This window comes from Heliorestis acidaminivorans (assembly GCF_008933955.1).
GTDB classification, from domain to species: Bacteria; Bacillota; Desulfitobacteriia; order Heliobacteriales; family Heliobacteriaceae; genus Heliorestis; species Heliorestis acidaminivorans.
In genome coordinates this window covers 203,062-226,904 of record NZ_WBXO01000003.1, presented here as the reverse complement: position 1 = coordinate 226,904, position 23,843 = coordinate 203,062, and the positions used below count along the sequence as shown (strand labels likewise).

The 23,843-nt window shown below is 41.2% G+C and carries 21 protein-coding genes and 1 other annotated feature; of the genes, 17 read left to right on the top strand and 4 right to left on the bottom strand.

Features of this window, described 5'->3' with window-relative positions:
- Positions 1 to 34 precede the first annotated feature (34 nt).
- Complete coding sequence (locus F9B85_RS05770) at positions 35 to 2,041, bottom strand: methyl-accepting chemotaxis protein (RefSeq protein ID WP_151619436.1); 2,007 nt, start codon at positions 2,039 to 2,041, stop codon at positions 35 to 37.
- Between the two features lie 223 nt (positions 2,042 to 2,264).
- On the opposite strand from F9B85_RS05770, the gene cobI reads away from it, so the two are divergent.
- Both cobI and F9B85_RS05760 read left to right on the top strand, forming a co-directional pair.
- Positions 2,265 to 2,966, top strand: coding sequence for a precorrin-2 C(20)-methyltransferase (gene cobI, locus F9B85_RS05765; RefSeq protein ID WP_151619435.1), 702 nt, complete (start codon positions 2,265 to 2,267; stop codon positions 2,964 to 2,966).
- Between the two features lie 82 nt (positions 2,967 to 3,048).
- On the top strand, positions 3,049 to 3,891 hold the full coding sequence (locus F9B85_RS05760; protein ID WP_151619434.1) for a sirohydrochlorin cobaltochelatase: 843 nt from the start codon (positions 3,049 to 3,051) through the stop codon (positions 3,889 to 3,891).
- A gap of 101 nt (positions 3,892 to 3,992) precedes the next feature.
- Here the strand turns inward: F9B85_RS05760 and F9B85_RS05755 are convergent, their stop codons facing one another.
- The 3 genes from F9B85_RS05755 to F9B85_RS05750 all read right to left on the bottom strand — a co-directional run bounded on the left by F9B85_RS05755 (position 3,993) and on the right by F9B85_RS05750 (position 7,984).
- Entirely contained in the window at positions 3,993 to 6,083 is a 2,091-nt protein-coding gene (locus F9B85_RS05755) for a methyl-accepting chemotaxis protein (protein ID WP_151619433.1), read from the bottom strand.
- Positions 6,084 to 6,300: 217 nt separating this feature from the next.
- Positions 6,301 to 6,441, bottom strand: coding sequence for a hypothetical protein (locus F9B85_RS14320; RefSeq protein WP_170270223.1), 141 nt, complete (start codon positions 6,439 to 6,441; stop codon positions 6,301 to 6,303).
- Between the two features lie 58 nt (positions 6,442 to 6,499).
- Positions 6,500 to 7,984 (bottom strand): hypothetical protein, encoded by a 1,485-nt coding sequence (locus F9B85_RS05750; RefSeq protein WP_151619432.1) that lies wholly within the window; start codon positions 7,982 to 7,984, stop codon positions 6,500 to 6,502.
- Between the two features lie 174 nt (positions 7,985 to 8,158).
- Positions 8,159 to 8,437 (top strand) — a binding site (T-box leader).
- A 244-nt stretch (positions 8,438 to 8,681) separates the two neighbouring features.
- Here F9B85_RS05750 and aroF point away from each other — a divergent pair.
- The 15 genes from aroF to F9B85_RS05680 all read left to right on the top strand — a co-directional run bounded on the left by aroF (position 8,682) and on the right by F9B85_RS05680 (position 23,830).
- Positions 8,682 to 9,713, top strand: a complete 1,032-nt coding sequence (gene aroF, locus F9B85_RS05745) for a 3-deoxy-7-phosphoheptulonate synthase (protein ID WP_151619431.1) — start codon at positions 8,682 to 8,684, stop codon at positions 9,711 to 9,713.
- 188 nt (positions 9,714 to 9,901) lie between these two features.
- The gene (locus F9B85_RS05740) at positions 9,902 to 10,237 is read left to right on the top strand and encodes a hypothetical protein (RefSeq protein WP_151619430.1); all 336 of its coding nucleotides are present in this window, start codon (positions 9,902 to 9,904) and stop codon (positions 10,235 to 10,237) included.
- A 212-nt stretch (positions 10,238 to 10,449) separates the two neighbouring features.
- The gene (locus tag F9B85_RS05735; RefSeq protein WP_151619429.1) at positions 10,450 to 12,285 is read left to right on the top strand and encodes a MutS-related protein; all 1,836 of its coding nucleotides are present in this window, start codon (positions 10,450 to 10,452) and stop codon (positions 12,283 to 12,285) included.
- 119 nt (positions 12,286 to 12,404) lie between these two features.
- A complete protein-coding gene (locus F9B85_RS05730) occupies positions 12,405 to 13,082 on the top strand; it encodes a carotenoid biosynthesis protein (RefSeq protein WP_170270222.1) in 678 nt (225 codons plus the stop codon).
- Complete coding sequence (locus F9B85_RS05725) at positions 13,051 to 13,794, top strand: lysophospholipid acyltransferase family protein (RefSeq protein ID WP_151619427.1); 744 nt, start codon at positions 13,051 to 13,053, stop codon at positions 13,792 to 13,794. The genes F9B85_RS05730 and F9B85_RS05725 overlap by 32 nt, the downstream gene beginning before the upstream one ends.
- The gene (locus F9B85_RS05720; protein WP_151619426.1) at positions 13,782 to 14,945 is read left to right on the top strand and encodes a glycosyltransferase family 2 protein; all 1,164 of its coding nucleotides are present in this window, start codon (positions 13,782 to 13,784) and stop codon (positions 14,943 to 14,945) included. Before F9B85_RS05725 ends, F9B85_RS05720 begins: the two co-directional genes overlap by 13 nt.
- Positions 14,946 to 15,141: 196 nt before the next feature.
- Entirely contained in the window at positions 15,142 to 17,652 is a 2,511-nt protein-coding gene (locus F9B85_RS05715; RefSeq protein WP_151619425.1) for a heavy metal translocating P-type ATPase, read from the top strand.
- Between the two features lie 178 nt (positions 17,653 to 17,830).
- The gene (locus F9B85_RS05710; RefSeq protein ID WP_170270220.1) at positions 17,831 to 19,237 is read left to right on the top strand and encodes a cbb3-type cytochrome c oxidase subunit I; all 1,407 of its coding nucleotides are present in this window, start codon (positions 17,831 to 17,833) and stop codon (positions 19,235 to 19,237) included.
- A gap of 29 nt (positions 19,238 to 19,266) precedes the next feature.
- Positions 19,267 to 19,797, top strand: coding sequence for a cbb3-type cytochrome c oxidase subunit II (locus tag F9B85_RS05705; protein WP_151619423.1), 531 nt, complete (start codon positions 19,267 to 19,269; stop codon positions 19,795 to 19,797).
- Positions 19,798 to 19,817: 20 nt separating this feature from the next.
- The gene (locus tag F9B85_RS05700) at positions 19,818 to 19,958 is read left to right on the top strand and encodes a cbb3-type cytochrome oxidase assembly protein (RefSeq protein WP_170270218.1); all 141 of its coding nucleotides are present in this window, start codon (positions 19,818 to 19,820) and stop codon (positions 19,956 to 19,958) included.
- A 23-nt stretch (positions 19,959 to 19,981) separates the two neighbouring features.
- Complete coding sequence (locus F9B85_RS05695; RefSeq protein WP_151619420.1) at positions 19,982 to 20,395, top strand: c-type cytochrome; 414 nt, start codon at positions 19,982 to 19,984, stop codon at positions 20,393 to 20,395.
- Positions 20,396 to 20,464: 69 nt separating this feature from the next.
- Positions 20,465 to 20,620: a hypothetical protein gene (locus tag F9B85_RS14315; protein WP_170270216.1), complete on the top strand. Its 156-nt coding sequence runs from the start codon at positions 20,465 to 20,467 to the stop codon at positions 20,618 to 20,620.
- Positions 20,604 to 21,878 (top strand): 4Fe-4S binding protein, encoded by a 1,275-nt coding sequence (locus F9B85_RS05690; protein WP_151619418.1) that lies wholly within the window; start codon positions 20,604 to 20,606, stop codon positions 21,876 to 21,878. The genes F9B85_RS14315 and F9B85_RS05690 overlap by 17 nt, the downstream gene beginning before the upstream one ends.
- Before the next feature lie 19 nt (positions 21,879 to 21,897).
- Positions 21,898 to 23,109 (top strand): ABC transporter permease, encoded by a 1,212-nt coding sequence (locus F9B85_RS05685; protein WP_151619416.1) that lies wholly within the window; start codon positions 21,898 to 21,900, stop codon positions 23,107 to 23,109.
- Between the two features lie 70 nt (positions 23,110 to 23,179).
- A complete protein-coding gene (locus F9B85_RS05680) occupies positions 23,180 to 23,830 on the top strand; it encodes an ABC transporter ATP-binding protein (RefSeq protein ID WP_207707047.1) in 651 nt (216 codons plus the stop codon).
- Positions 23,831 to 23,843 lie beyond the last annotated feature (13 nt).

Genomic DNA, 23,843 nt, shown 5'->3' with positions numbered 1-23,843 from the left:
TAAGTTTATACTTAACTCAGGAGGCTTGTTGGACTTAGATATTAAAACGTCGAACAATTTCTTGTAAATCTTGGGCTAATTGAGCTAAGGACTCACTAGCATTAGCGATTTCATGCATAGATGCTGATTGTTCTTCTGTAGCGGCAGAAGCTTCTTCCGCGGCGGCGGCATTCTCACTAGCAATATCAGCTAACTTGCGAATAACGGCCATTATTTCTTCTTTTTTCTCTTCCATGGCTAGACCAGAGTGATTGAGCGCTTCGATACGGCCTTTAGTGATTTCTATAGCTGAGGCAATTTCCATAAAAGTTTGTTCTGTTATGGTAACTTGTTGGCTTTGTTCTTCGACTAGATGAGATAAAGACTCCATGATTTCGGCTGACTTCTGTGATTCTGACTGCAATTCTTGTAAGACACTTTCAATTTCTTGAGAAAACTGAGTGGATTGTTCTGCTAGCTTACGAACTTCAACGGCTACTACAGCAAAGCCACGACCGGCTTCGCCTGCTCGAGCCGACTCGATAGCGGCATTGAGAGCTAGAAGATTTGTTTGTCCTGCAATGCTTTGAATCATTTTGCTAGAAGCGGCAATTTTTTGAGCGTTTTTATGGTTAGTTTGAATAGCACGATAGACTTGCGTTGTTGCTTGAGCACTCTCTGATGTTTTGCTCAGTAATTTTTGAAGAGTAGAAGAGCCTTCTTCTTTCAGTTTTATTACTTTATCTGTGGCCTGATTTACATCTTCTAGGTAAGCCTGATTTTGTTCAATGATCGAGGAAAGCTCTTTAGATTTTTGCGTACCTTTATTAGTTTCTTGGGCTTGCTTCGTAGCACCATCAGCTACATCTTCTACAGCTCGAGCTATTTCATCAGCGGCGCTAGCAGATTGCTCTGAAGTAGCTGTCATCTCTTCTGATGTGGCCGCCATTTGTTGTGATGCTTGAGAAAGCTCCTTGATCATAGCACGTAAATTGTTCATGATTAACTGAAAGGACTGAGCTAGCTTTCCGACTTCATCTTGTCGTTGTAAAAAATCAGCAGGAACATCTTTTGTTAAGTTTAGCTTGGCAATTTCTTCTGCTTGCTCTGTAACCTTGACAATAGGTTTAGCAAAACTGTTTCCTAGGCCGTAGGCAATAGCAGAACCTACAAGAATTACAAGAGAAGTAGCTACAATAATAATGTTGATCAGTTGTTGAAGACCTGCTAAGTACTCTGCTGTTGTGGAAGCAACTGCTAAAGACCAAGGTGTTGCTTCAATAGGAGCAAAGCCAACGATGCGATCGGCTTCGTTAAAAAAGTAGTAAGCTACACCACGTTCTCCTTTGATCATACGATTTTCTATTACTTCAGCAAGTTGCCTGAGATCAGGTTGCTTTTGAGCTTCTAACAAAGGATTGTAAGCATCTAAAACGAGTGATGTATTAGGGTGAGCCTGAAAAGTTCCTTCACTGTTAACAATGTAAGCGTAACCACCGCGGCCAATGGAAACGTTGTTGGTGATGGCACTTAATTCTGTACCATCACGAGTACCGAATAAGACCCCTTGAACCTGGCCATTTCGAAGAATGGGTACAGAAAAAACTACTATGGGTTCACCAGTTACTCGGCTAATCAGTACATCAGAAGCGGCATTTTCTCCTGAAAGAGATCTTTGGAAATAGAGACGGTCACTAACATCGGCAAAAGTCTCATCATCACTGACTTGTCGAGCTTTTCCTGTTCTATCAGAGATATATAAGCTTTGATAACCCATTCGTTGCGCTTCCGCTTCTAAGATAGAAACTTTTTCTGCCCAAGGTCTGTTATCTACAACGATGTCTTGTGTCGCTACTGCTTCTAGGAAAGCAAACTGCTGACCAATTTGACTGCTAACAAGTTTACCACCTTCTTCAGCCATGGTAGCTATGGCATCTTCAATTTCATTCAAAATAGCGTCTTTGGCATATATGTAGGACACAGTACCAATGCTTGAAGAAACGAGGATAATCACAAGAAGAAAGAAAAGTATAAACTTACCCTTAATACTCCTTGGTAGCATAGCTATAGTCACTCCTTGCTATATTCCTGAAGCTAAATGTCGATTTTTGTATAATTCTGTTTTTGAACACAATTATACCATAAATATAACTAGCATGATCACATTTGTAATAACATATCATCTTCAAAAAAAGCCCTTCTATGCTACAATACATGGGGTATCGTTATCTAGGTACTCGTTATCCCTAGAAAAACTTATAAAAAGAGAGGGCGGAGATAGAATCATGTCTGCTATCTTCTATGGAATTGGAGTAGGACCAGGAGATCCAGAACTTCTAACACACAAAGCAACGCGGATACTCAATCAAGTCGAGGTAGTTATTGCCCCAAAAAGCCGTAATGACCGAGCTAGCTTAGCACTTACTATTGCCAAGGAGTACCTCAATTCTAAGGTTGAAATACATACACTACTTTTCCCTATGACTTACGAAGAAGAAAAGCTTACTACAGCGTGGCAAGAAAGTATTAGTATAATTACGGAAGCTCTCGATAAAGGCAAGTCTGTCGCTTTTATTACACTAGGTGATCCTATGCTATATAGCACTTATATTTATTTGCATAAGCTTTTGCAGTGCAAAAGATATCAGACTGAGATTATTCCTGGCATTCCTTCTTTTTGTGCCGCCGCGGCTAGAACAGGGCAACCGCTAGCAGAGGGGAAAGAGACTTTGACAATTATACCTGCTATTTCCGAAAGCGATGACTTAGATGCTCTTTTTGCTCACTCTGACAATTTAGTATTAATGAAAGTCTATAAAGAGAAAGACCAAATTATCGAACGCCTAGAAAAGCATGGCTTAAAAGAACAAGCTACCCTAATTAGTCGTTGTGGCTTAGATGGAGAAAGAATTGTACATAACCTTGATGAAATTCGTTCTAAGCCTGTCAATTATCTTTCTCTGATCTTAGCCCGCCGCAATAAATAGTAGGGCATTGCTAGGTAAGAACAACTTAGTGCAAAGAGGCTGTACATAATCTTGAAAAGATATGATGAAAGGAAATGAATCTATGGAAGTTATCAAGCAGGAGAAGAAAGCTATTCTTGTCGTATCCTTTGGAACGTCTTATGAAGAAACACGTAAGTTGACTATTGAAGCTATTGAAGATAAAGTGCGCTCACAATATCCAGATTGGGAAGTTCGTCGTGCTTTTACATCGGGAAAAATTATCAAAAAACTGAAAGAGCGCGATAATTTGCATGTAGACAGGGTAGCAGAAGCTCTACAGCGTTTGCAAGATGAGGGCTACACTACTGTAGCTGTGCAATCTCTTCACGTTATTCCTGGGATTGAATACGAAGAAGTTCAAGCAGAAGTTGAGCGGTTTCGAGATAACAATGCTTTTCAAAAAATTGAACTAGCTTATCCACTTTTGTACTCTATGGGTCAAGAAGGTATGTCCGACGATTTCACGACCTTGCTGAAGGCCTTACAGGAACAATTGCCCCAATCTATAGAAGATAATGAAGCAGTTGTGCTTATGGGACATGGCTCGCCTCATCCAACTCATGCTTTCTACTTGGTCTTGCAATATAAAGCCGAGCAAAGGGGCATGAAAAATTTATTCTTCTATACCGTAGAAGGCGCTCCTGCTATTGAAGATGTAGTAGAAGAGTTGAGAGAAAAAGATATTCAACAAGTTACACTTATGCCGTTTATGTTAGTTGCAGGCGACCATGCTCACAATGATATGGCTGGTTCGGAAGAAGATTCAGCTAAGTCACAACTAGAAGCAGTAGGGATAGATGTACAAGTCTATATGCGCGGCCTAGGAGAGAATGAAGCTGTACAAAAAATTTACTTACAAAGACTTGAAGAAGCAATCAGGCATTTGGACTCACCTTGTGTGTAAAAAGCTATGAAAATGGTGTTAAGCAAAAAATGCTCTTGCAGTTTTCTTGAACTGCAAGAGCATTTTTGTGGTCATCTAAAAATTTTTGATAGCAAATAAGATTAACTCATTCGATTAGCTTTTTTGATTAAGCGATCTAGGTAGATTAAGACTTGCGTTGAGCTCTTTTCTAGTTCTTTTAAGTGACTTTCTGCTTCTGCTTTTCTGCCTCCATTATGGGCTTCTACAGCTTTGCGAGCCGCTTCATGTACTTGTTGATGAGGTCTGTCCATAGCAATAAAGTCGCTATCATTTTTGAAAGGATTTTTGTCGCTAAAGTACCATTTTCCTAAGCGGCAATGTTGATGAGATGTTAATTCCTTCGGCCCTACATTTCCTTGGCCAGAAAGAAGGTTTTTAATGCGTACTTTCCAGAGCAGATGATCAGACTTAGCGATTTGTAATACTTCTTGGCTTGTCATTTCTTCTAGAGCTCTGATTTTTACATTAAATACTTCCATCAAAGACTGTAACTCGATAGCCATAGCGCTTGCTTCTTCTGTACTAGCGGCAACAGTTTGCAGGGAGGCTGTCGTTTCTTCTGTCGATGCCGCCACTTGCTCAGCTTCTATGGCCGTTGTTTCAATAATTGTAGCTACTGAATTGATTAAGGCTACTATTTTTTTAGAGCTGGCTACTTCTTCTTCCGTTAAAGTAACAATATCGCTAATTGCTTTTTCAGTGCCATCAACAGCTTTGACAATGTGTCCTAACGATTGTCCAGCTTGACCGACGATAAGGACGCCTTGTTCAGCATCTTGGCGGCTTTGGCGTGTTGCATCCATAGCTTTAGCTGTAGTGGTAGCTATTTTTCTTACGAGGGCCGCTACTTCTTCAGCTCCTTCGTTCGATTGTTCAGCAAGTTTGCGCACTTCTTCGGCAACGACGGCAAATCCTTTGCCCGACTCGCCTGCACGGGCCGCTTCAATGGCGGCATTTAAGGCTAGTAAGTTAGTTTGACTAGCAATGTTGGTAATGGTATCTGTAATAACACCAATTTGATGAGAATACTGAGTCAGTGTCGTCATCCGTTCTTCTGTTTCTACAGTTTGGTTTTTTATAGTTTCCATGCGGTTGATTGTCTCTGTTACTGTCTCTCGGCCTTGTAAGGCCGCTTCTAAGGTTACTTGAGAATGTTCTTCTGCTGTAATAGCTTGGTTTTTGGCCATTTGTATTAAGGAAGAGAGCTCGATGAGAACTTTAGAGACATCGATAATCGATTGATTACCCTGTTCTGCTTCACCTGCCATTTTTTGCACTGAGAAAGCTACTTCTTGGCTTGCTGTTGTTACTTGTTCTGTTGATGCCGCAGTTTGTTGAGAGCCTGCAGAAAGTTCAATAGACGCTTTACGCACTTTGTCAACAATCTCAGCTTGTTGTTGGATCATCTTATTGAAGATAGCCATCATTTCGCCTGTTTCATCGCGAGAATCAATTTTGCCATGGACAGTAAGATCACCATCACCAGCAAGAGCCATCATTTTTTGAATTTCTTGTAAAGGTCGGGTAATCATCCGTGAAATAGCGATGCCTAGTAGGAAGGTGATAATAAGTGCTGTCAGACCAACAAAAACCATTAATGATGACGCTGTGACATACTCACTTTCAATAGCATAATGAAGCTCTTGGGCTATTTGTGCGTTGTAGTCAGCAAGCTCACGGCGTATTTCATTTGCTACTTGAGCTGGAACTATTGTTGATTGGAGGTAATGTTGATAAGCTTCTTCTTTTTGTCCGTTTAAAGCTAGTTCAAGCGTTCTGCCGAGCTCTTTTTCATACTCTTCCATAGCCAGTCGGAGTGGCTCTACTCTTTCTGCTTCATAAGCAACAAGATATGTTGATTCATACTTAACCATGTCTGCATTAAGTTGCTCAAGTCTTTGATGAATCTCAGTAACAATGTTTTGTTGGCGCAGGGGATCGTCAGTAATCATTAATTCTAAGGTGCGGGCTTCAATTAAGCGCGCATAGCCACGACTAGCGTTAAGCCATAGAATTGGTAAGGTGCGGTCGTCATACATTTCTTCAGCACGATCGTTCATGTTTTTCATGAAGTAGAATCCTGTTCCAGTAATGAGGGTGATGGAAAAGGCCATAAGTACAAGGATTACGATAATTTTGCGACCTATTTTTAGATTTCGCAACCAATCCATTAGCAAGCTCCTTTCTATATAGAGGAAAATAGAAAGAGGATCTATATTCTAAACCACGTTCTATCTAGATACATATATGTAAATCTATGCAAAATATTTTTTACACTTATTCATATCTTCTACCAAGGTAAAAAAAGTCCTTTTTTGAAGCCTATTTAAGTAATGAAAAATAAAACCACCATGAACATTATGTCATGGTGGTTTTTAAGTGATGGAATTAAAAAGGAGGGTTATTTTTGACTTCCTTTGGTGTTCTACCTGGCTCACGATAGGGGTTTTCCTTGTTGTTGGGATCTTGTTGTTCAGGTGGCAAAGCTCCAGAGTCTTCACCAAGGTTTTGCAAAAGCTCATCGGACACTGAATATCACCTCCAAGCTTAGTATAGCCTAGAGGTTCTGCTTCTAACCTAGTGCTTTTTAAGCTAGTCCAGCTAGTCCGTAATAGTTTAATTCTAGTTCTTTCAATTCACGTTCTAGTTTTTCTTGATGCTTCATATCTACTCTGATGCTTTGTAGCAATGATTCTGTCTTGGCTAGATTCTGCTCCATTTTTTCACGCAAGTTTTGTTGTTTGCTTTGACACTCATGAATAATCGTTCTTTCCTCGTTGGCAAAAGTGACAGTACTGTTCAATAAAGCTGGGATTAGTTGTTCTTCTAAAGCGGTCAGTTCTTTTTTCTGTCCTTGTCCAGCGTGCCAGTTTTTTATTTTTTTTAGCAATTTAGGTGGTTCATTATTTGCCTTTTCTTCTGCTAGCACTACTTCGCCTAGCTTATAAAGATATTGTAAGGCAAGAAGATTAACTTGCTCATCTTCCTTAGTGCCCTTGTAAAGATCGCTGTCTTTTACAGCGCCATCGCGAACAAACATTTGACTATCCTTGACCTTTTCTAAAAGGCTAGCACGAGTAATGGTCTCTTTTTTCTCATTTAAGGCTAGTTTTTCTTGTAGATTTGTCAATGCGGCTTTGGTGAGATCTACTTGTTCTTCTAGCTGTTTCTGGCTCTTTTTGATGGACTGCATGGTTTCAGATAGTTTTTGGTAATCACTATGGAGTTGGTTCCAACGTAAAGTAATTAAGTGAACGTTACTTTCTTCGGAGGGCTTTTTTAGTTCTGGTAGAATGATTAGTGTAATTAACAGAGGTAGGAGTTTTTCGCGGAAAAGGTTACTTTGTGAAAAGCTAAGCCACGATGTACTGCCACCAAAGAGTTTAAGCAAGAAGGATGGCTTTGCAATACGCGCTAAAGCAGACTTGATCTCCGTAAGCTCCTTCTCTAGCTGTGCATTTTCAGTGTTCTGTGCAAAAGAGTTGTCTATTGCAGTTACGGCAACTTCAGTTGCCATTGCGGTTGCTGTTGATGCTTCGCTTGTAAGGGTGCTTTCTAGTAATTCAGACGATGCAGGCAATGCTTTTGGCTCTGCTTGAGCTGTATCATCAAGACCTTCGCTAGTACAGTCTTGGCATGACTGAGCTAATTTCTGTAATTGCCATTGTGCTAGTTTTTCAATAGTACTGCCCGTAAAGTCAAGGTCTTGCTCTTGAAGCAATTGAATTACAGCATCTGTGATATGCTCCGTAAGTTCTATAAGGTCTGCTTCGTTAGCACAGTGAACTTTTTTTATTTTTAAGGTTTTGGCTATTTCAAGCAATAGACGGAGTTGTAGTTCTTCATCGGGCTCAACAACAAAGTCTCCTGCTTTTTCTTGTAAGGTCTCAAAGTGATGGTTCTCATCTTCTGTTTTGGAGATAAAGTTAATTTTATCGAAGACACGGTTTCTAAGAGCGGTCCAAACGGTCACTTCGTTGAATAAGGTATATAGTAACCGTAAATCCTCTCCTTGTAGTCGGACCAAACTCTTAAGCAGAACTTTTCCTTCTGAATTAGTCCTTTCCAACATATAGCACCTCCAGTTTTTCTTTGCACTTTTACGACAGGGTCTGTAAAAAATGCTCGTTCTTTTAGGGACATAATAAATAATTTCATGATTAGATCGATAATTCCCTGCAAAAGATGGTGATTTTTTCTTGATTTTTGCTTTTGACTATGCTAGATTGTTTTTAAAGTCAATATGGTAATTGCGATGACAGAGAAAAGTAAGTAAGAAACAGCTTTACAGGGAGGAAGCGTCATAGATTGAGAGCGCTTTCGTGGCATGACTTACTGAAGTTCACTCTAGAGCTGTCAACTGAAACCAGAGCATGGTAAGTAGGTTTGACCGTCTTCTTCCAACGTTACAGGGAAGGGAGTATCGGAATTTTTTCTTTGTCCTGTACTCTTTGATCGAGGTGAATCCTTAAATGGATTAACTAGGGTGGTAACGCGGTAAGCAACGAAGCTTTTCGTCCCTGTAGGGAGGAAGAGCTTTTTTTATTGCTATCCATACAATCTTAGAGAAGATCGAAGAGCTATCAAGGAAGATAGATTCCCGTACTTTGTAAGTGGCCTCTTGCTCTTTTTCTTTATAAATGAAGAAGGACGAGGCAAATAGGGTGGTACCGCGGAAAGCTCACTTTCGTCCCTTTTGAGGAATGATAGTGAGCTTTTTTGATAATTATAAGTTTTTTTGGCAACTTTTTAGATGGAGGGATAGTAAGATGATTGTTGTTATGAAGTTAGATGCGGCAGAAGAGGAGATTCTTGCTGTAGAGAAAAGGTTAAAAGAAGCAGGTCTAGCAGGACATTTAATCCGAGGTGTTAATCGGATCGTTATTGGAGCTGTAGGAGACGAGCGAGAAGTTATAGCTTCTCTTGGCTTGGAGATCATGCCTGCCGTGGAGAAAGTTGTTCCTATTATGAAGCCTTTTAAGCTTGTCAGTAGAGAAGCCAGGGATGAGCCTACTGTAGTACGGGTTAAGGAAGCTATTTTCGGCGGTGACCACCTTGCTATTATTGCTGGTCCTTGCGCTGTGGAAAGTTTAGAGCAAGTAATGAAGGCGGCCAAATATATAAAAGCGGCTGGTGGTCAGGTCTTGCGCGGTGGTGCTTACAAGCCCAGAACATCACCTTATGCTTTCCAGGGTATGGAGGAAAAAGGCTTAGAGATTCTTAAGCAAGCAGGTAATGAATATGGTCTGGCTACGGTTACGGAAGTGATTGATGAGCCTAGTCTAGAACTTGCTTGTGACTATGTTGATATGGTACAAATCGGCACACGTAATATGCAGAACTTTCGTCTCTTAAAAGCCGTTGGTAAAGTTCGCAAACCCGTGATTTTAAAGCGTGGCTTGTCGGCAACTATTGAAGAGTGGTTAATGGCGGCAGAATATATTATGTCTGAAGGTAATGATCAGGTTATTCTTTGTGAAAGAGGAATTCGGACTTTTGAGACTTACACAAGGAATACGCTTGATCTAAGTGCTATTCCTGTGATTAAAGATCTATCACATTTACCGATTATTGTAGATCCTAGCCATGCAACAGGTAGTGCGAAGCTCGTAGGCTCTATGTCCAAAGGCGCTATTGCGTCCGGTGTCGATGGCCTCATTATTGAAGTACACCCTGAGCCTTGCAAAGCTCTTTGTGATGGTCCGCAGTCTCTTGATCCTCAACAATTTACGGCACTTATGGAAGAGTTAAAGCGTGTAGCTAATGCCGTCGATCGCAAGCTTAGCAATGGATTACTTTAGGCTTGTAGAAGGGTTATAGAAAGCTTGTAGACTTAGCAGTAATTGTATCTGCTGGATCAATAATTTTTTTATAGGACTTATCGAAGCTTTATTGACCTGTTATAATGAATGAAGTGATTACGTCTCGTTTTCGAACAGAAGATGGCTGGATTTTTCCCCTAAATTTAAAGAAAAGGAAGCTAGCCAATATGATGAATTATTTACACGAAACGAGAATGAGCCAAGTTTTAGAGGCTATTAAACATTTTGATGCTCATGACCAGGAGATGCTCCAGAATGCTTTAGGCAATCTTAAGCCAGAAACGCCTGGAATTATCGTGAAGGTCGATGAATCAGAGGAAGAGGCACTATCTGATCAAGGATTACAGGACCTCATCGATAAGTTTGTAGATCTGCAACTTTCCCTGACCGCTGATCAAGGTAAATTAATTACATCCATCTTCTGTGAAGGCTATGTTCAAGGTTCTACAATTCACCTTATGTATAGTCCTCAGTTTAAAGGCTTTCTTTTTCCCTTACATTAGAGTTTCATAGTAGCAAGAACATTTGAAAAATGCATAGATTCTCTAAAGACGTCAACAGCCCATAAAGGTGTTGACGTCTTTTTTAGTGCAAATGGGGCTTTGAAAAGGGAAAAAGAAGGGAAAAGTAGAGGATAGCTCGTATAATTAGAAAAGGAAAGCTATATAGCAAAAGCTAGAACTCAAGAAGATTGCTGTTTTTTTAGGAAGAGAGAGTGACTGAATCGATTATGTCGAAAGATATCGCCCATGTCTATCAAAAAAGAAGAGATTCTTTTCATATTAAGTACAAAGAGGCGAAAGAGAAATCTAATCGCTTAGCTACCTTGCGTATGATTACTGCTTTGATCGCTTTAGGGCTTTTTGGCTACGGCTATTTTTATAATCTAAACATGGTCGTTGTAGTTGCTGTGGCCTTTACGTTCGCTTTTGTAGCTCTTGTAAAAGTACATCGAGATACAGAAAAAAAGGCGCTTTTTTTCAATAAGATGGAACAGATTAACGAGGATTCGCTAGCACGCCTAGAGAATCGCTGGTTCAACTTTGTTGAAGATGGTAGTGCTTATATTGATGAAGACCATCCTTATACTAGTGATCTTAATATTTTTGGACGCGCTTCGCTTTTTCAACATATCAATGTAACAACAACTCTGCCTGGTCAGAACAGGCTTGCTATGCTTTTAGCAGGCAAGCAAGATGGAAAAGAAGTAAAGCCTTTAGCAGGTTCTGAACTACTATCTCGACAGCAAGCTGTGCAAGAACTAGCTTCTCTGCTAGAATGGCGTCAACATTTTCAGGCTGTAGGCATGGATAAAGGGCGAGAAAAGGAAGACCCACAAAAGATCATAGGTTGGGTGGAGAGCCCTCGTTTATCACTAGGTAAGTTGCAAAGGTTGCTTATCATTCTGCTTCCAGTGCTTACCATTACTACTTTCGTCTTAGCTAATTATCAGTTTATCTCGTCTGTCGTACCGACCTTATTGTTGCTTTTGCAGATTATTTATGTGGCACTAACTGCTAAAGGGGTAAAAAGTGCTTATGATGTAACTGATGGGGCTGTAGCGGAACTAGAACGCTATGCATCTTTGCTGAAGTTGCTAGAGAATCAGACTTTTCGCACAGATTTATTAAAGAAGATGGCAGAGTCGATTCAGCTTCACCAAGGAGGCGCTTCGAAACAGTTAAAGTCTCTTTCTGCTATTGTGGAATGGTCTTATTTCCGTCACTCTACTGTACTTCATTTTATATTGAATAATCTACTCTTTTGGGATCTCCATGTGCTTAAGCGTCTAGAGAAGTGGAAAGAAGAAAATGGAAAGGCCTTGCATGACTGGCTCAATGCTGTAACAGAATTCGAAGTGCTTGCCAGTTTGGCTATTCTAGCGCACGATCATCCAGATTGGGCTTTTCCAGAAGTGCTTGACTCAGAAGATGCTTTGCTCATTGATGGCAAGAGGTTAGGACATCCACTGATCAGTAATGATAGCCGTATCTGTAATGATGCAACTTTGGAAAATAATCAGAGCTGGATTATTACAGGTTCTAACATGTCTGGCAAAAGTACTTTTTTGCGTACTATTGGTATTAATTTGGTACTCGCTTATGTTGGTGCTCCTGCTTGTGCTCAGTCCTTGCGTTGTTCGAGAGCTCAGATCTATACGAGTATGCGCATTCATGACGATCTAGAGAATCATACTTCCACTTTTTATGCTGAGCTTAAGCGGATTAAGGCTATTGTAGATGCCTCCAAAGCAGACAAACCACTTGTCTACATGATCGATGAGATCTTCCGAGGCACTAACTCCAAAGATCGTATTGCTGGAGCTAAGATGGTTATCTCCCGGCTATGTAAGGGTAATACGATAGGGCTCGTCACAACTCATGATCTAGAACTAAGTGCTTTAGAGGAAGAAAAGAAAGGTTTAATTAAGAACTACCATTTTACCGATCGTATTATCGATGAAAAGATCCATTTTGATTATAGATTGCGATCAGGCGTGTCTACGACAACTAACGCCATTGCCCTAATGAAAATGGTGGGGCTGGAATAGACGGAACAAAAGATAGTAGCTATGAACAAGCTGGCTATAGACTGGGTAAAAAGAAAGATGTGTATGTTATTATGATTGCAATAGTTTTTTGGTTTTGGTATGTTGTAGGAGTTTTTCTTTTGTTTTTTGTAGGGTCTGTACCTACCATATTGCACTTTTCTAATGGCTTATTTAATATCTTTTTTGCTCTTTATGCACTGGCTCTTTATAAGCAAATTGAGGAAGTGCCAGCTTTGCTATGGCTTAAAGCGGCTTTTATCGCTTTGACAACCTTCGCTCTGGAATGGTTCGGCACCAAAACGGGCTTACTCTTTGGTGACTATACATATACTCCTTTGTTAGGCTTAGCCTGGGGCACTGTTCCATTGTCGGTTGCCTTTGCCTGGGTTGGTGTCGTGGTCTGTGCCGTTTTAATATCTAGAGCGTCCACGCTATTTTCTCGAGCTCTAGAGGTGGGTTTTTGGGCTCTTGCTTTTGACCTTGTTTTAGATCCTGTAGCTTATGCTCGAGGCTTTTGGACCTGGCATGATCCTGGATTTTTCTATGGTGTTCCATTACAGAATTTTTTGGCTTGGTTTCTTATCGCTATGGTTCTTTCCTTTATCTTTCCGCTCAAAAAGATTAATAATGAGATTCGCCTGAAGGCACTTCGTCTTTACCAGATGGTTGTGCTTATGTTTGGGCTTTTGGCTTTGCGGGAAGAAATGCTTCCCTTGTTTCTATTGGCTCTTTTTATAATGGCCTTAGCTGAGGGGAGGGCGCGCTTTGATCGAGTCTTCCAAAAATCCATGGTTTAATCGCATTTTTTATCAATACAATCTTAATTACCTTCTCCGTCGCCACTTCCACGCAATCTATATGCGAGGGGAAGTAGATCCATCAACTGTGCAAGGGCCTATGGTATATATGATGAATCATAGCAGTTGGTGGGATGGCTTGCTGGTCTATCACGTTACAGAAAGCTGTTCTAGGGGCGATCATTATCTTATGATGGATGAGGCACAGATGAGCAAATATCGCTTTTTTCGACGATTAGGTGCCTTTTCTATCAACAAAAAAGAGCCTCGAGAAATTTTAAAATCCCTAGCATATGCAGTTCGCTTACTGGAAAAAGGTGCTTCTGTGTGGATTTTTCCACAGGGAGATATCTATCCTTTGGAAAAAAGACCTTTGCATTTTCAATCTGGTATAGGCCATATGCTGAGGCAATGTATCGATGTGCCTGTTCTTCCAGTTACGTTGTATTATAGTTTGTGTCAACATCAAAAAACAGAAGCTTCAATATTCTTTGGAGCTCCTGTTAAGCAGGACTGGTCTACTATGAATCGTAAAGACATAGGACGTTTCTTAGAAGTTATACTAGAAAGTCAGTTAGATGAACATCGCCAAAGTGTTGCGCTTCACGGCACAAAAGCTTTGCCTGGTTTTTCTGTGATTATGAAAGCAAGTCCTTCTACAAATGAGCGTTTTGATAGTTTTTTGAAGATGGTGAAGCCATGGAAGCATTAATCGGGTTGATATTAGTGGTGCTTATCTTACAATTTATTTTTGTACTATGGAATCAAAGGTACTTATGTTCTCTTCAAGAGCTAGCTGACCAAGGTAGAAAGTCAAAGGTAACGAAAGTCTCAAGAGATGAAGAGAGGCCTCTTATATCCATACTGATCCCTGCGCGCAACGAAGCCCATAATATTGATGCTTGTATTGAGAGTATTGTTAACAATTGTAATACTTCTATGAATGTAGAGGTACTTGTTCTTGATGATAATTCTACTGATGGAACAGGGGAGAAGGTAAAAGCCTGGTCTCATCAAAATCACTCTATTCGTCTAATTCAGGGCAAAGAAAAGCCTGAAGATTGGCTGGGAAAGTCTTATGCTTGTCACCAACTTGCGCAAGAAGCGCGAGGAAGCTGGTGGCTTTTTTTTGATGCTGATACGCGGCTGAAACCAGGAGGCCTTGCTCGAACTCTGCAGGTGGCAGAGTCTCAGGGGCAGGGCTTAATCACGGGCATACCTTATCAGATTACGGGCACTTGGATGGAAAAGATAGTCCTACCTATGATGATGTTTACCCTGCTTTGTCATCTGCCACTACGCTGGGTTAGTGCTTCTCCGAATCCACTTTTTTCAGCGGCTCATGGTGCTTTTCTCTTTGTTCATCGTCAGACTTATCAAGCTTTTGGAGGACATGAGGCTTTTAAAGAGCATCTATTAGATGATATGGAGATGGCGCGAGCCGTCAAGAGAGTTGGCCATAAGCTTACCCTAGCGGCTATTCATGATGATGTGGAGATGCGCATGTACCAAAATGGCACTGAAGTTTGGAATGGTTTCAAGAAAAACACTTTTGCAGGAATAGGTAGAAATATATTTTTGCTTTTGCTCATCACTCTCTACTACACTTTTCTTTATCTAGTGCCGCCAGTTTTTTTCTTTTTTTCACTGCTTTTAACGGGCACTTTCTGGCCTTTAGCATTGCTTGCTTGGCTTATGGGCCTGTTACTTAAAGTAGTAATCGACAGAAAAAGTAGGCAACCTATCTGGCTATCTTTGTTTTTGCCTCTAAGTATACTTATTATCATCCTTATCGGATGGGATTCTACGCGGTCTGCTTACTGGGGAAGTGGCTATATCTGGAAAGGTCGAAGTTACTCCTGAAAAATGGATTAGCTATGGCTGTTGCTTTGTGAAAAAAACCTCAAGAAAGAAGAAGGAACTGGTAAGTATACTCGAGAATTACTATCAAACTGACTGATTTGTCTTTTCTTTTGCCCATAATAAAGCGGGAAAAGCTATACAATAAGCTTTAGGGTGCTTTTGCACAGAGCTTAATATAGAAACGAGGTTTTCTTTCATGAAAGAAATAGAAGCAAAATATGCAAAAGAACTTTCAAAAGACCCTCCCAAGGACTTATTAGCTCTCAAAATTTCAGGTATGACTTGCGCCGCTTGCGTTGGTCGCATAGAAAGAGTCCTGAAAAAACAAGCAGGCATTGAAGCTGTTGTAGTGAATTTACCTGCTGAGAAAGCAGTGATTCATTATTACTCCAAAGATATTACTCCTAAAGAAATCATAGATCGTATTCAGCGCCTTGGCTTTGAAGCAGAACAAGACAAAGTTGAAAAAGTCATTGTTTCAATTAACGGTATGACCTGCGCCTCCTGTGTAAGAAGAGTGGAAAAAGGACTGGCCAAAGTAGAAGGAATTTTGCAAGTTCAGGTAAATTTAGCTACTGAGAAAGCGACTATTGAATACGATAGCTCTACTGTAAGTTTAGGACAGATCAAAAGGAAATTAAGCGATCTCGGTTACGAAATGATTATCGAAGAGCGAGAAGATGCTGAAGAACGAGCTGTTGAGCAAAAAGAACAAGAAATTAATCGTCTACTCAAAGATTTTACGCGCGGCGCTATCTTAACGATTATTGTGTTAATTGGTAGCTTGCCCCACATGATGCCTGGTTGGGGCGAATGGGTTCCTCGCTTTCTTACATTACCATTAACTTTACTTGTCTTAACAACACCGGTACAGTTTTTATCAGGTTGGCGTTTTTATCAAGGCGCATACAAAGCCTTGTCCCATGGTACTAGTGACATGAATGTGTTGGTGGTAATCGGTACAACGACTGCTTGGGGCTATAGCGCCGCTATGACCCTTTTTCCGGGCTTTTTAACAGGTATAGGTTTTCCTTATCAGCTTTATTATGATGTGGCTACTGTAATTACCACGCTTATTCTCTTAGGGCGATTATTAGAGATGAGGGCCAAAGGCAAGACCTCAGAGGCCATCAAAAAAATGCTAGGCATGCAGGCCAAAACAGCTCGTGTATGGCGTGATGATGTTGAAGTAGATATGCCCATTGATGAAGTCTTGCCTGGTGATATCATCATTGTTCGCCCAGGTGAGAAAATTCCTGTTGATGGTGTTATTGTTAGTGGCCATTCTACTGTTGATGAATCGATGCTCACGGGAGAAAGCATTCCTGTAGAGAAAAGAGAAAAGGACGAAGTCATCGGGGCAACTATCAACAAAACGGGAAGCTTCAAGTACAAAGCTACTCGTGTAGGCAAAGATTCTATGTTGGCTCAAATTATCAAAATGGTGGAAGATGCTCAAGGGTCGAAAGCTCCTATTCAAAATACAGTAGATCTTGTGGCGGCCTATTTTGTACCTGCTGTGATCACTATTGCTATACTTAGTAGCTTTTTCTGGTGGTTCTTTGGCCCTGAGCCGGCATTTATTTTTGCTTTAACTATTTTTATTGCTGTCTTAATTATTGCTTGTCCCTGTGCTCTAGGCCTAGCAACACCTACGGCTATCATGGTTGGTATTGGCAAAGGTGCAGAAAATGGTATGCTTATTCGTGGTGCTGAAGCCTTAGAAAGTGCTCGTCGTTTAGATACTATTGTGCTTGATAAGACGGGAACGATTACAGTAGGGAAACCCTCGCTGACTGACTTAATTGTTACAGCAGGATTTAAGGAAGAAGAAGTACTATCGTGGATTGCTTCTGTGGAAAAGGCTTCTGAACATCCACTAGGAGAAGCTATTGTACAAGGAGCAAAAAATCGTAATCTGCCTTTGTTCGAAGCAAAAGATTTCCAAGCCATACCTGGTCATGGTTTGACAGGTATTGTCGAGGGTAGAGAAATTCTCATTGGTAACTTAAAGCTAATGCGACAGAAGCAAGTAAGGGAATTTGAAGCTTATGTGATACAGGCTGATAGTCTAGCAGAAGCAGGCAAGACACCCATGTATGTGGCAGTTGATGGAACACTAGCTGGCATCGTGGCAGTAGCAGACACAATCAAAAGTAATTCCCAAAAAGCAATTCAAAGGTTACAAGCTTTAGGTTTAGAAGTGATCATGTTAACAGGTGATCATGAAAAGACTGCACAAGCGATTGCGCGCCAAGTTGGCATTAGTAGAGTTCGTGCTGAAGTTCTACCAGAGCATAAAGCAGAAGAAGTGCAAAGGTTACAGGAAGCAGGCAAGGTAGTGGCCATGGTCGGCGATGGGATCAATGATGCACCGGCCTTAGCTCAGGCTAACGTAGGTATTGCTATAGGCACTGGAACAGATGTAGCTATTGAAGCCTCTGATATTACTTTAATATCTGGTGACTTACAGGGCGTTCCGTCAGCCATTGAATTATCGAAAGCAACTATGTCTATGATCTGGCAGAATCTGTTCTGGGCCTTTGCTTACAACATCGCTTTGATTCCTGTAGCCGCAGGAATTCTCTATCCTTTCTTTGGCCTTATCCTCAATCCCATGTTAGCGGCGGCGGCCATGGCTTTTAGCTCTGTTTCTGTAGTGTTAAACACCTTGCGCCTTCGCTTTTTCAAACCCACGGAAGTGTGATAGATACTTTAATTATTGACCTATTAAGTTATGGACGTTAAGAAATAAAAGCCACCTAGCTTTTTTGCAGGTGGTTTTTTTTGTCTTTTCTTTTTCTGCACTCTCTTTGTATAGTAAAAAAGAGGTTTTGTGCAAGTTGCGACGAATAACATATTCATGCATGAGGAGGTGGTTATTCTTGTCTACAAATTCCTTATCTTTACTAAGTACAGAAAAAGATAGTGCCGCAAAGTATATGATGTTGTCATCTTTAATCTGGCTAATTGTTCCTTCTTTACTTGGTTTATTCTTGGCCATTAAATTGGTCTGGCCAGATTTTTTGAACCAGAGTCCTTATTTATCTTTTGGACCAATGCGGACAGTACACACCAACGGCGTCTTACTCGGTTGGCTTAGCATGGTGCAAGTGGGAGCTATGTATTACATGTTGCCAAGATTGTTAAATACCACGCTTTGGAGTGAGCGACTAGGTAATGTTACCGTCTGGATGTGGAACATCGGCATGACTATTGGTGCCGGAACTTTATTTATGGGTATCACATCAGGTGTGGAATATGCAGAATTGATTTGGCCTCTCGATCTTTACATAGTCGTCATGGTTAGCTTGGTAATCTTAAATGCTTTTATGACTGTGGCCCAGCGGCAGGAGCGACAGTTCTATGTTTCTGTTTGGTATTTTCTTGGCTCTATGGTCTGGCTTCCTCTTGTCTACTTAGTGGGCAATGTGCCTGTGGAAATGATTCATGTACCTGGTGTACATCAGTTGAATATGAACTGGTTTTTAGGCCATAACATTTTAGGTTTATGGTTTACTACGATGGGCGTAGCTATGGTTTATTATCTATTGCCAAAGGTGACAGGCTTACCTATCTATAGCCACAAGCTATCGCTCATAGGTTTTTGGACTATTGCTATCTTCTACGTATGGAACGGTCCTCATCACTTAGCTAACGGACCAATTCCTCCCTGGCTACAAAAAGCTGGAATTGTCCCTTCTCTATTGATGATCATTCCCGTTTGGACCGTCATAGCTAACGTATTTGGCACAATCAAAAATCAAATGAACCTCATTCGTGATAATGTCATTGTTAAGTATCTGATCACAGCAGGTATTTTTTATCTGGCCGCTTGCTTACAAGGACCTTTTCAATCATTTATGTCCGTTTCAGCCGTACTTAAGTTTACACACTGGACAGTAGGCCATGCGCATATGGCGCCTTTTGCTACTTTTACATTTATCGGTATGGCCGCTATGTACTATATTATTCCTCGCCTTACAGGCCAAAGCCTCTATAGTTGGAGCTTGGCTAACTGGACTTACTGGCTGGGTACGTTAGGCTTTCTGGTCATGGGTTTAAGTCTTTGGACTGCTGGAGTCATGCAAGGCTTTGCCTGGATAGATGGAAAAGACTTTATGGCTGTTGTAGAAGCAATTCGACCATATATGTTACTGCGCATCCTTGGTGGCGCTATGATGATGGCTTCTATGGTTGTTTTTCTATGGAATATGGTAATGACCGTTCGCACAAGTCAAGCTAAGATTCCTCTTGAACAAAGTGATCAGAAAGTTATGGTGCAATCCTAAGTTTACCCCTTGTTGATGGAGGTGACCGAATGGAACGGAATACAACAAAGCTGATTGTCCTTTCTCTTTTCTTTTTTGCAGTTGGTTTTGTAGCAACAGTACTTTTGCCTTTTATGGATCAAGGTTTAATGAGACCAACACCAACAGCAGAGTATCGAAAGGAATTGATTTTAGATCAACCCGATTCACCGGAGGCGCGAGGCAGGGCTCTATATATGCAGTATGGTTGTCAATATTGTCATAGCCAGTGGGTTCGACCTGTTTTAGCTGATGAAAGATTAGGGCCTGTACTGCGCGCTGGTGATTCTTATTATGATGCCCCTCACTTGCATGGTTCGGCTCGTATCGGTCCCGATTTGCTTTGGGTAGGCGATCGAATCCCCGATAAGGGTTGGCATATTCAACACCTCATCGATCCTCAAGGAGTGGTGGAAGGTTCTATTATGCCCTCTTATAACTGGCTAACAGAAGAAGAACTAGAAGCTCTTGCGGCTTATATGGTTAGCCTAAAATATATTGAAAACCCTGACGATGTGGTAGATCCACAGTATCGTTATTAATGCAAGGGAAGGTGATAGGAATGACACCAGGAGCTTGGATGTTGGTGCTGTTAATATTTTCGACCATTTGCGCTTCCCTTGCTATTTTATGGTGGGCCAAAGAAGATGGTCAGTTCGACGATGTGGAAGGCATTAAGTATCGCATGTTAAAAGATGACTGAGCTAGGGGAAGGAGGATTTCTTGATGACGGAAGAACAAGAGCGCAAAGAAGATTCTAAAAAAATTGCTGTTGGTCATAATCCGGTACCCAAACCTCTTCTTTTCGTCTACGGAGCAATTATCCTCTGGTCCTTTTACTATGTCTTTTTCGCTCCTCCGACGCTTTCTTACAGTAGACCAGATGTAATTCGCTTAGACGTTACAACTCTACTAGGACAACGTTGTTCTGCCTGCCATATTGTTGAAGGTCGGGGTGGTGTTTTTGGACCTAGTTTAGACGATGTCGGGTTGCGGATGAGTGGCGAAGAGTTAAGGTTATTCTTGAATGATCCAGGAAGTCGCAATGAACTTTCTGCTACTACTATGGAGCAAGTTTTTCAAAGTTTAAGTATAGAAGAGCAAGAAGATATAGCCCTCCATCTAGCTGATAAAAAGTAAGAGCTTTCTTCAGTCAAAAGATAGCTAAGCAGAAGATTGCTCTGCTTAGCAACTCTTGGAGGGGTGGTTATGAATATAAATGCAGAATTGATCTTTGATCATTTATACGTTTTTACTATTCTTGTAACCTTCTATATTATGGCCAAGATTGCCCTTTCAGATCCTGAAGATATGTTAACAGGTACGGAAGAAGAAAGGGGAGAGCAAGATGAATCATCCTCCTAGTCCTAATTATTGGCGCCGATTTTCTCAGCTTGTAGGATTACTAATCTTGCTTCTCCTACCTTTTCTAGATATCTTTCGTCTCGATCTACACGGCAAAGGCTTCATTGTATTTGGTCAAAAGTTATGGTTTCAAGATATTTATCTGGTAACGATAGCGCTTTTGGCGGTCCTTTTTTTTATAGCCGCTCTAGTTCGCTCCCTAGGACCAGTGCTTTGCAGTTGGTTTTGCCCTCGCAACAGTTTCTTAGAAGGGATCAAGGTAAAGCCAGCTAGATCTACCCCTGCCAGATCGAAGTCGATAGCAGGGATCTCTATCTTTAAGATAATCTTTTTTTCTCTCTTGGTAGGGTTAACCGTAACAGCCTATCTTTTTGATTGGCGTCTACTATTAGAGAATCTAGGGCAGTTTCAGCTTACAGCACCAGTACTTATCTTCTTAGGCCTTACCTTGCTAGCTATCGTCGATTTAACTTTTTTGGGCTATGGGTTTTGCCGTACGGCCTGTCCTTATGGATTGATGCAGAGGATGTTTAGTTCGGAAGCATCGTTGCGTCTATCTTTTCAGGCTTCTAAGTGTGATAATTGCGAAGTCTGTTGTCAAGTCTGTTATCTCCAGCTTGACCCTCGCCAAGATTATCAAGGACGCTGTGTGGCCTGTGGTGATTGTGTTATCGCCTGTAAAGAGATGCTAAGGACTTCTGAACAGGGAAAGAGTCAGGAAAAAGGGGCTTTGAGTTTTGCTAGCAATGAAGATGATTCTGAGAAAGGTACTGTTAGCATTTTGGCTATACGGAAAATCTTTGACGATCGGCCTGCCTTCGCCGCTTTTTGCGGAGGGCTGATCATGATGACTTTCTTGGCCTATGCTCTTCTAGATAGACCAGCAGTGCAAATGTCTGTCGTACCAGCAAAATGGGATGGTGCTGTTAGCTCTGTACCAGGTCATGGAGTAAACAACTTTCAAGTTTACTTACGCAACAATCAGTCTCAGCCTCTTACCCTTTGGTTAGAAGCAAAAGGTGAAGTAGGCGACTACGGTCGTTTTAGCATTAACCCCATCGTACTAGCACCTTTTGCTGATGAATCTTTACGGTTAACAGTAGCAATTCCTCAGGACGGTGTCGATGATTATTCACGTACTCCACTATTAGTACAAATTAATAACTTAGAAGGTGAAGAGAAGAGAAAGAGATTGCTCAAAGAAACGCAAGTATGGTTTGTTATGCCTGCTATGGAACGCTCTGATTTGAAGAGATAGATTCCCCTGGAGGTTAGTTATGATACTTTCTTTACAGCGTGTGGCCTGGCGCAACTTACAACGAAATAAATTGCGAGCGACTTTACTTATCTTATCGGTTGCTTTAATGACAGCTACTTTGTTTAGTGCCTACTATTACCTACACTCTATTGAACGCAGTCTTGATGCTGGAGCTAGTAGAATGGGTGCTGACTTAATAGTAGTTCCAGAAGGACTAGAAGGATCTGTAGAAAACTTGCTCTTAAGTGGTATTCCCACGGAGGCGCGTATGAGTGCTAATGTGGTAGAGCAAGTAGCTCACACAGAAGGAGTTAGCCAAGTAGCGCCACAACTATATCTAAAAACATATTCTGGCGAATGTTGTAATGTCTACGGAGACTTTCCCATTATTGCTGTAGACCCAGACCTAGACTTTACGATTGGTGCTTTTTTGTTAGAAGATCGACCTTTAGAGCGGGGACAGGTGATTATTGGCTCTTACATAGGCTCTTGGGATGCTTACGGTATGGCTTATCAGCCCCATTGGTCTGAATCTGTACGCTTACTAGGAGAGGATTTTCGCATTAGGCACTTGTTACATCGTACCAATTTAGGCGTTGATAAAAGTATCTTTATGACGATTGATGATGCTCGTCGTCTAGCAGAAAGTCATCCCAAAGTTAATGTTGGTGCTGAAGAGATCTCCGTAGTTATGGTAAAAATTTCTCCAGGTTTTACCCATGAAGAAGTAGCTTTGGCTATTAAAGCAAACCTAGCAGGCGTAGACGTTTTTATGGGTAACAAATTAGCTTATTATGTAGAAAACCAATTAGGTCCTATAAAAATGTTGCTCTACGGTGGTGCAATATTAGTATTACTTATGACTGTTATACAAGTGTTAGCAATTTTTTCAGCTATTGTACATGAACGAAGACGTGAGATTGGTTATATGCAAGCTATGGGGGCAACGAAAGGGCGTATCATAGTTCTTTTTCTATGGGAAGCTTTCTGGGCTTCTTTACTAGGCAGTCTTATTGGCTTGTTGGCAATTCTAGTTCTGTGGGTTGACATGCGTCATGTGCTACAAAACCTGATGCCTATACCGATTAAGTTTCCTTGGTATGGTGATGGAATTATAGTCAGTGTAGCAGTTATAGTGTTAGCTATATTCGTTACTTTATCTGCTATGATAGCTCCTGTGTGGTGGAGCATGCGCCGTGATCCTTATCAGACTGTGCGAGATGGAGAGTAAAAAGCTTTTCCTACTGTTTTTTCTACTGTAGAGGACAGTTTCAACAATCTGCACGGAAGGAGGGCTGGCGGTGCTTGAAGTGCGTCAAGTTAGTCAGATTTATGGAAAAAAAGAGCGACGTCGCCATGTGCTTGATCGCTTAGACTTGCAAATTGAGGCAGGAGAATTTGTTGCAGTAACAGGACCATCAGGTTGTGGTAAAACAACCTTACTCTGTATACTAGGCGCTTTGTTGCAACCTACTTCTGGCGAGGTTTGGCTTGATGGTCAGTTAATTAGAGGCATCAATGAAGCGGAGTTAGCAGATTTACGTGCTCAAAAGATTGGCTTTGTTTTTCAATTTCCTGCCCTCTTGCCAACTTTGACTTTACTAGAAAACATATTACTACCTTTGACCTTTTCTCAAGGAAAAGGTCGCAGTAGAGAAGATGGGAGTCGAGCAATTAAGCTTTTAGAGCAAGTAGGCTTAGCAGGACGAGAAAAGGATTTGCCTTTTACGCTTTCTGGTGGAGAACAACGTCGAGTGGCCGTAGCAAGAGCCTTAATCAATAGACCTCAAATACTTTTAGCAGACGAACCGACTGGTGCTCTAGATCAAGGAACAGGTGAGCGACTGATTGACCTTCTAGAAACATTGAATGAAACAGAAGGACTAACCCTCGTCTTAGCTACTCATGATGCTCTTGTGGCTCGGCGTGCTCGTCGTGAAGTTAAGCTATAAGTAAAAAGATGCG

Coding starts and splice junctions, on each gene's coding strand:
- F9B85_RS05770 (WP_151619436.1), bottom strand. CDS start 2,041: ATGCTACCAAGGAGTATTAAGGGTAAGTTTATACTTTTCTTTCTTCTT.
- cobI (WP_151619435.1), top strand. CDS start 2,265: ATGTCTGCTATCTTCTATGGAATTGGAGTAGGACCAGGAGATCCAGAA.
- F9B85_RS05760 (WP_151619434.1), top strand. CDS start 3,049: ATGGAAGTTATCAAGCAGGAGAAGAAAGCTATTCTTGTCGTATCCTTT.
- F9B85_RS05755 (WP_151619433.1), bottom strand. CDS start 6,083: ATGGATTGGTTGCGAAATCTAAAAATAGGTCGCAAAATTATCGTAATC.
- F9B85_RS05750 (WP_151619432.1), bottom strand. CDS start 7,984: ATGTTGGAAAGGACTAATTCAGAAGGAAAAGTTCTGCTTAAGAGTTTG.
- aroF (WP_151619431.1), top strand. CDS start 8,682: ATGATTGTTGTTATGAAGTTAGATGCGGCAGAAGAGGAGATTCTTGCT.
- F9B85_RS05740 (WP_151619430.1), top strand. CDS start 9,902: ATGATGAATTATTTACACGAAACGAGAATGAGCCAAGTTTTAGAGGCT.
- F9B85_RS05720 (WP_151619426.1), top strand. CDS start 13,782: ATGGAAGCATTAATCGGGTTGATATTAGTGGTGCTTATCTTACAATTT.
- F9B85_RS05715 (WP_151619425.1), top strand. CDS start 15,142: ATGAAAGAAATAGAAGCAAAATATGCAAAAGAACTTTCAAAAGACCCT.
- F9B85_RS05705 (WP_151619423.1), top strand. CDS start 19,267: ATGGAACGGAATACAACAAAGCTGATTGTCCTTTCTCTTTTCTTTTTT.
- F9B85_RS05700 (WP_170270218.1), top strand. CDS start 19,818: ATGACACCAGGAGCTTGGATGTTGGTGCTGTTAATATTTTCGACCATT.
- F9B85_RS05695 (WP_151619420.1), top strand. CDS start 19,982: ATGACGGAAGAACAAGAGCGCAAAGAAGATTCTAAAAAAATTGCTGTT.
- F9B85_RS14315 (WP_170270216.1), top strand. CDS start 20,465: ATGAATATAAATGCAGAATTGATCTTTGATCATTTATACGTTTTTACT.
- F9B85_RS05690 (WP_151619418.1), top strand. CDS start 20,604: ATGAATCATCCTCCTAGTCCTAATTATTGGCGCCGATTTTCTCAGCTT.
- F9B85_RS05685 (WP_151619416.1), top strand. CDS start 21,898: ATGATACTTTCTTTACAGCGTGTGGCCTGGCGCAACTTACAACGAAAT.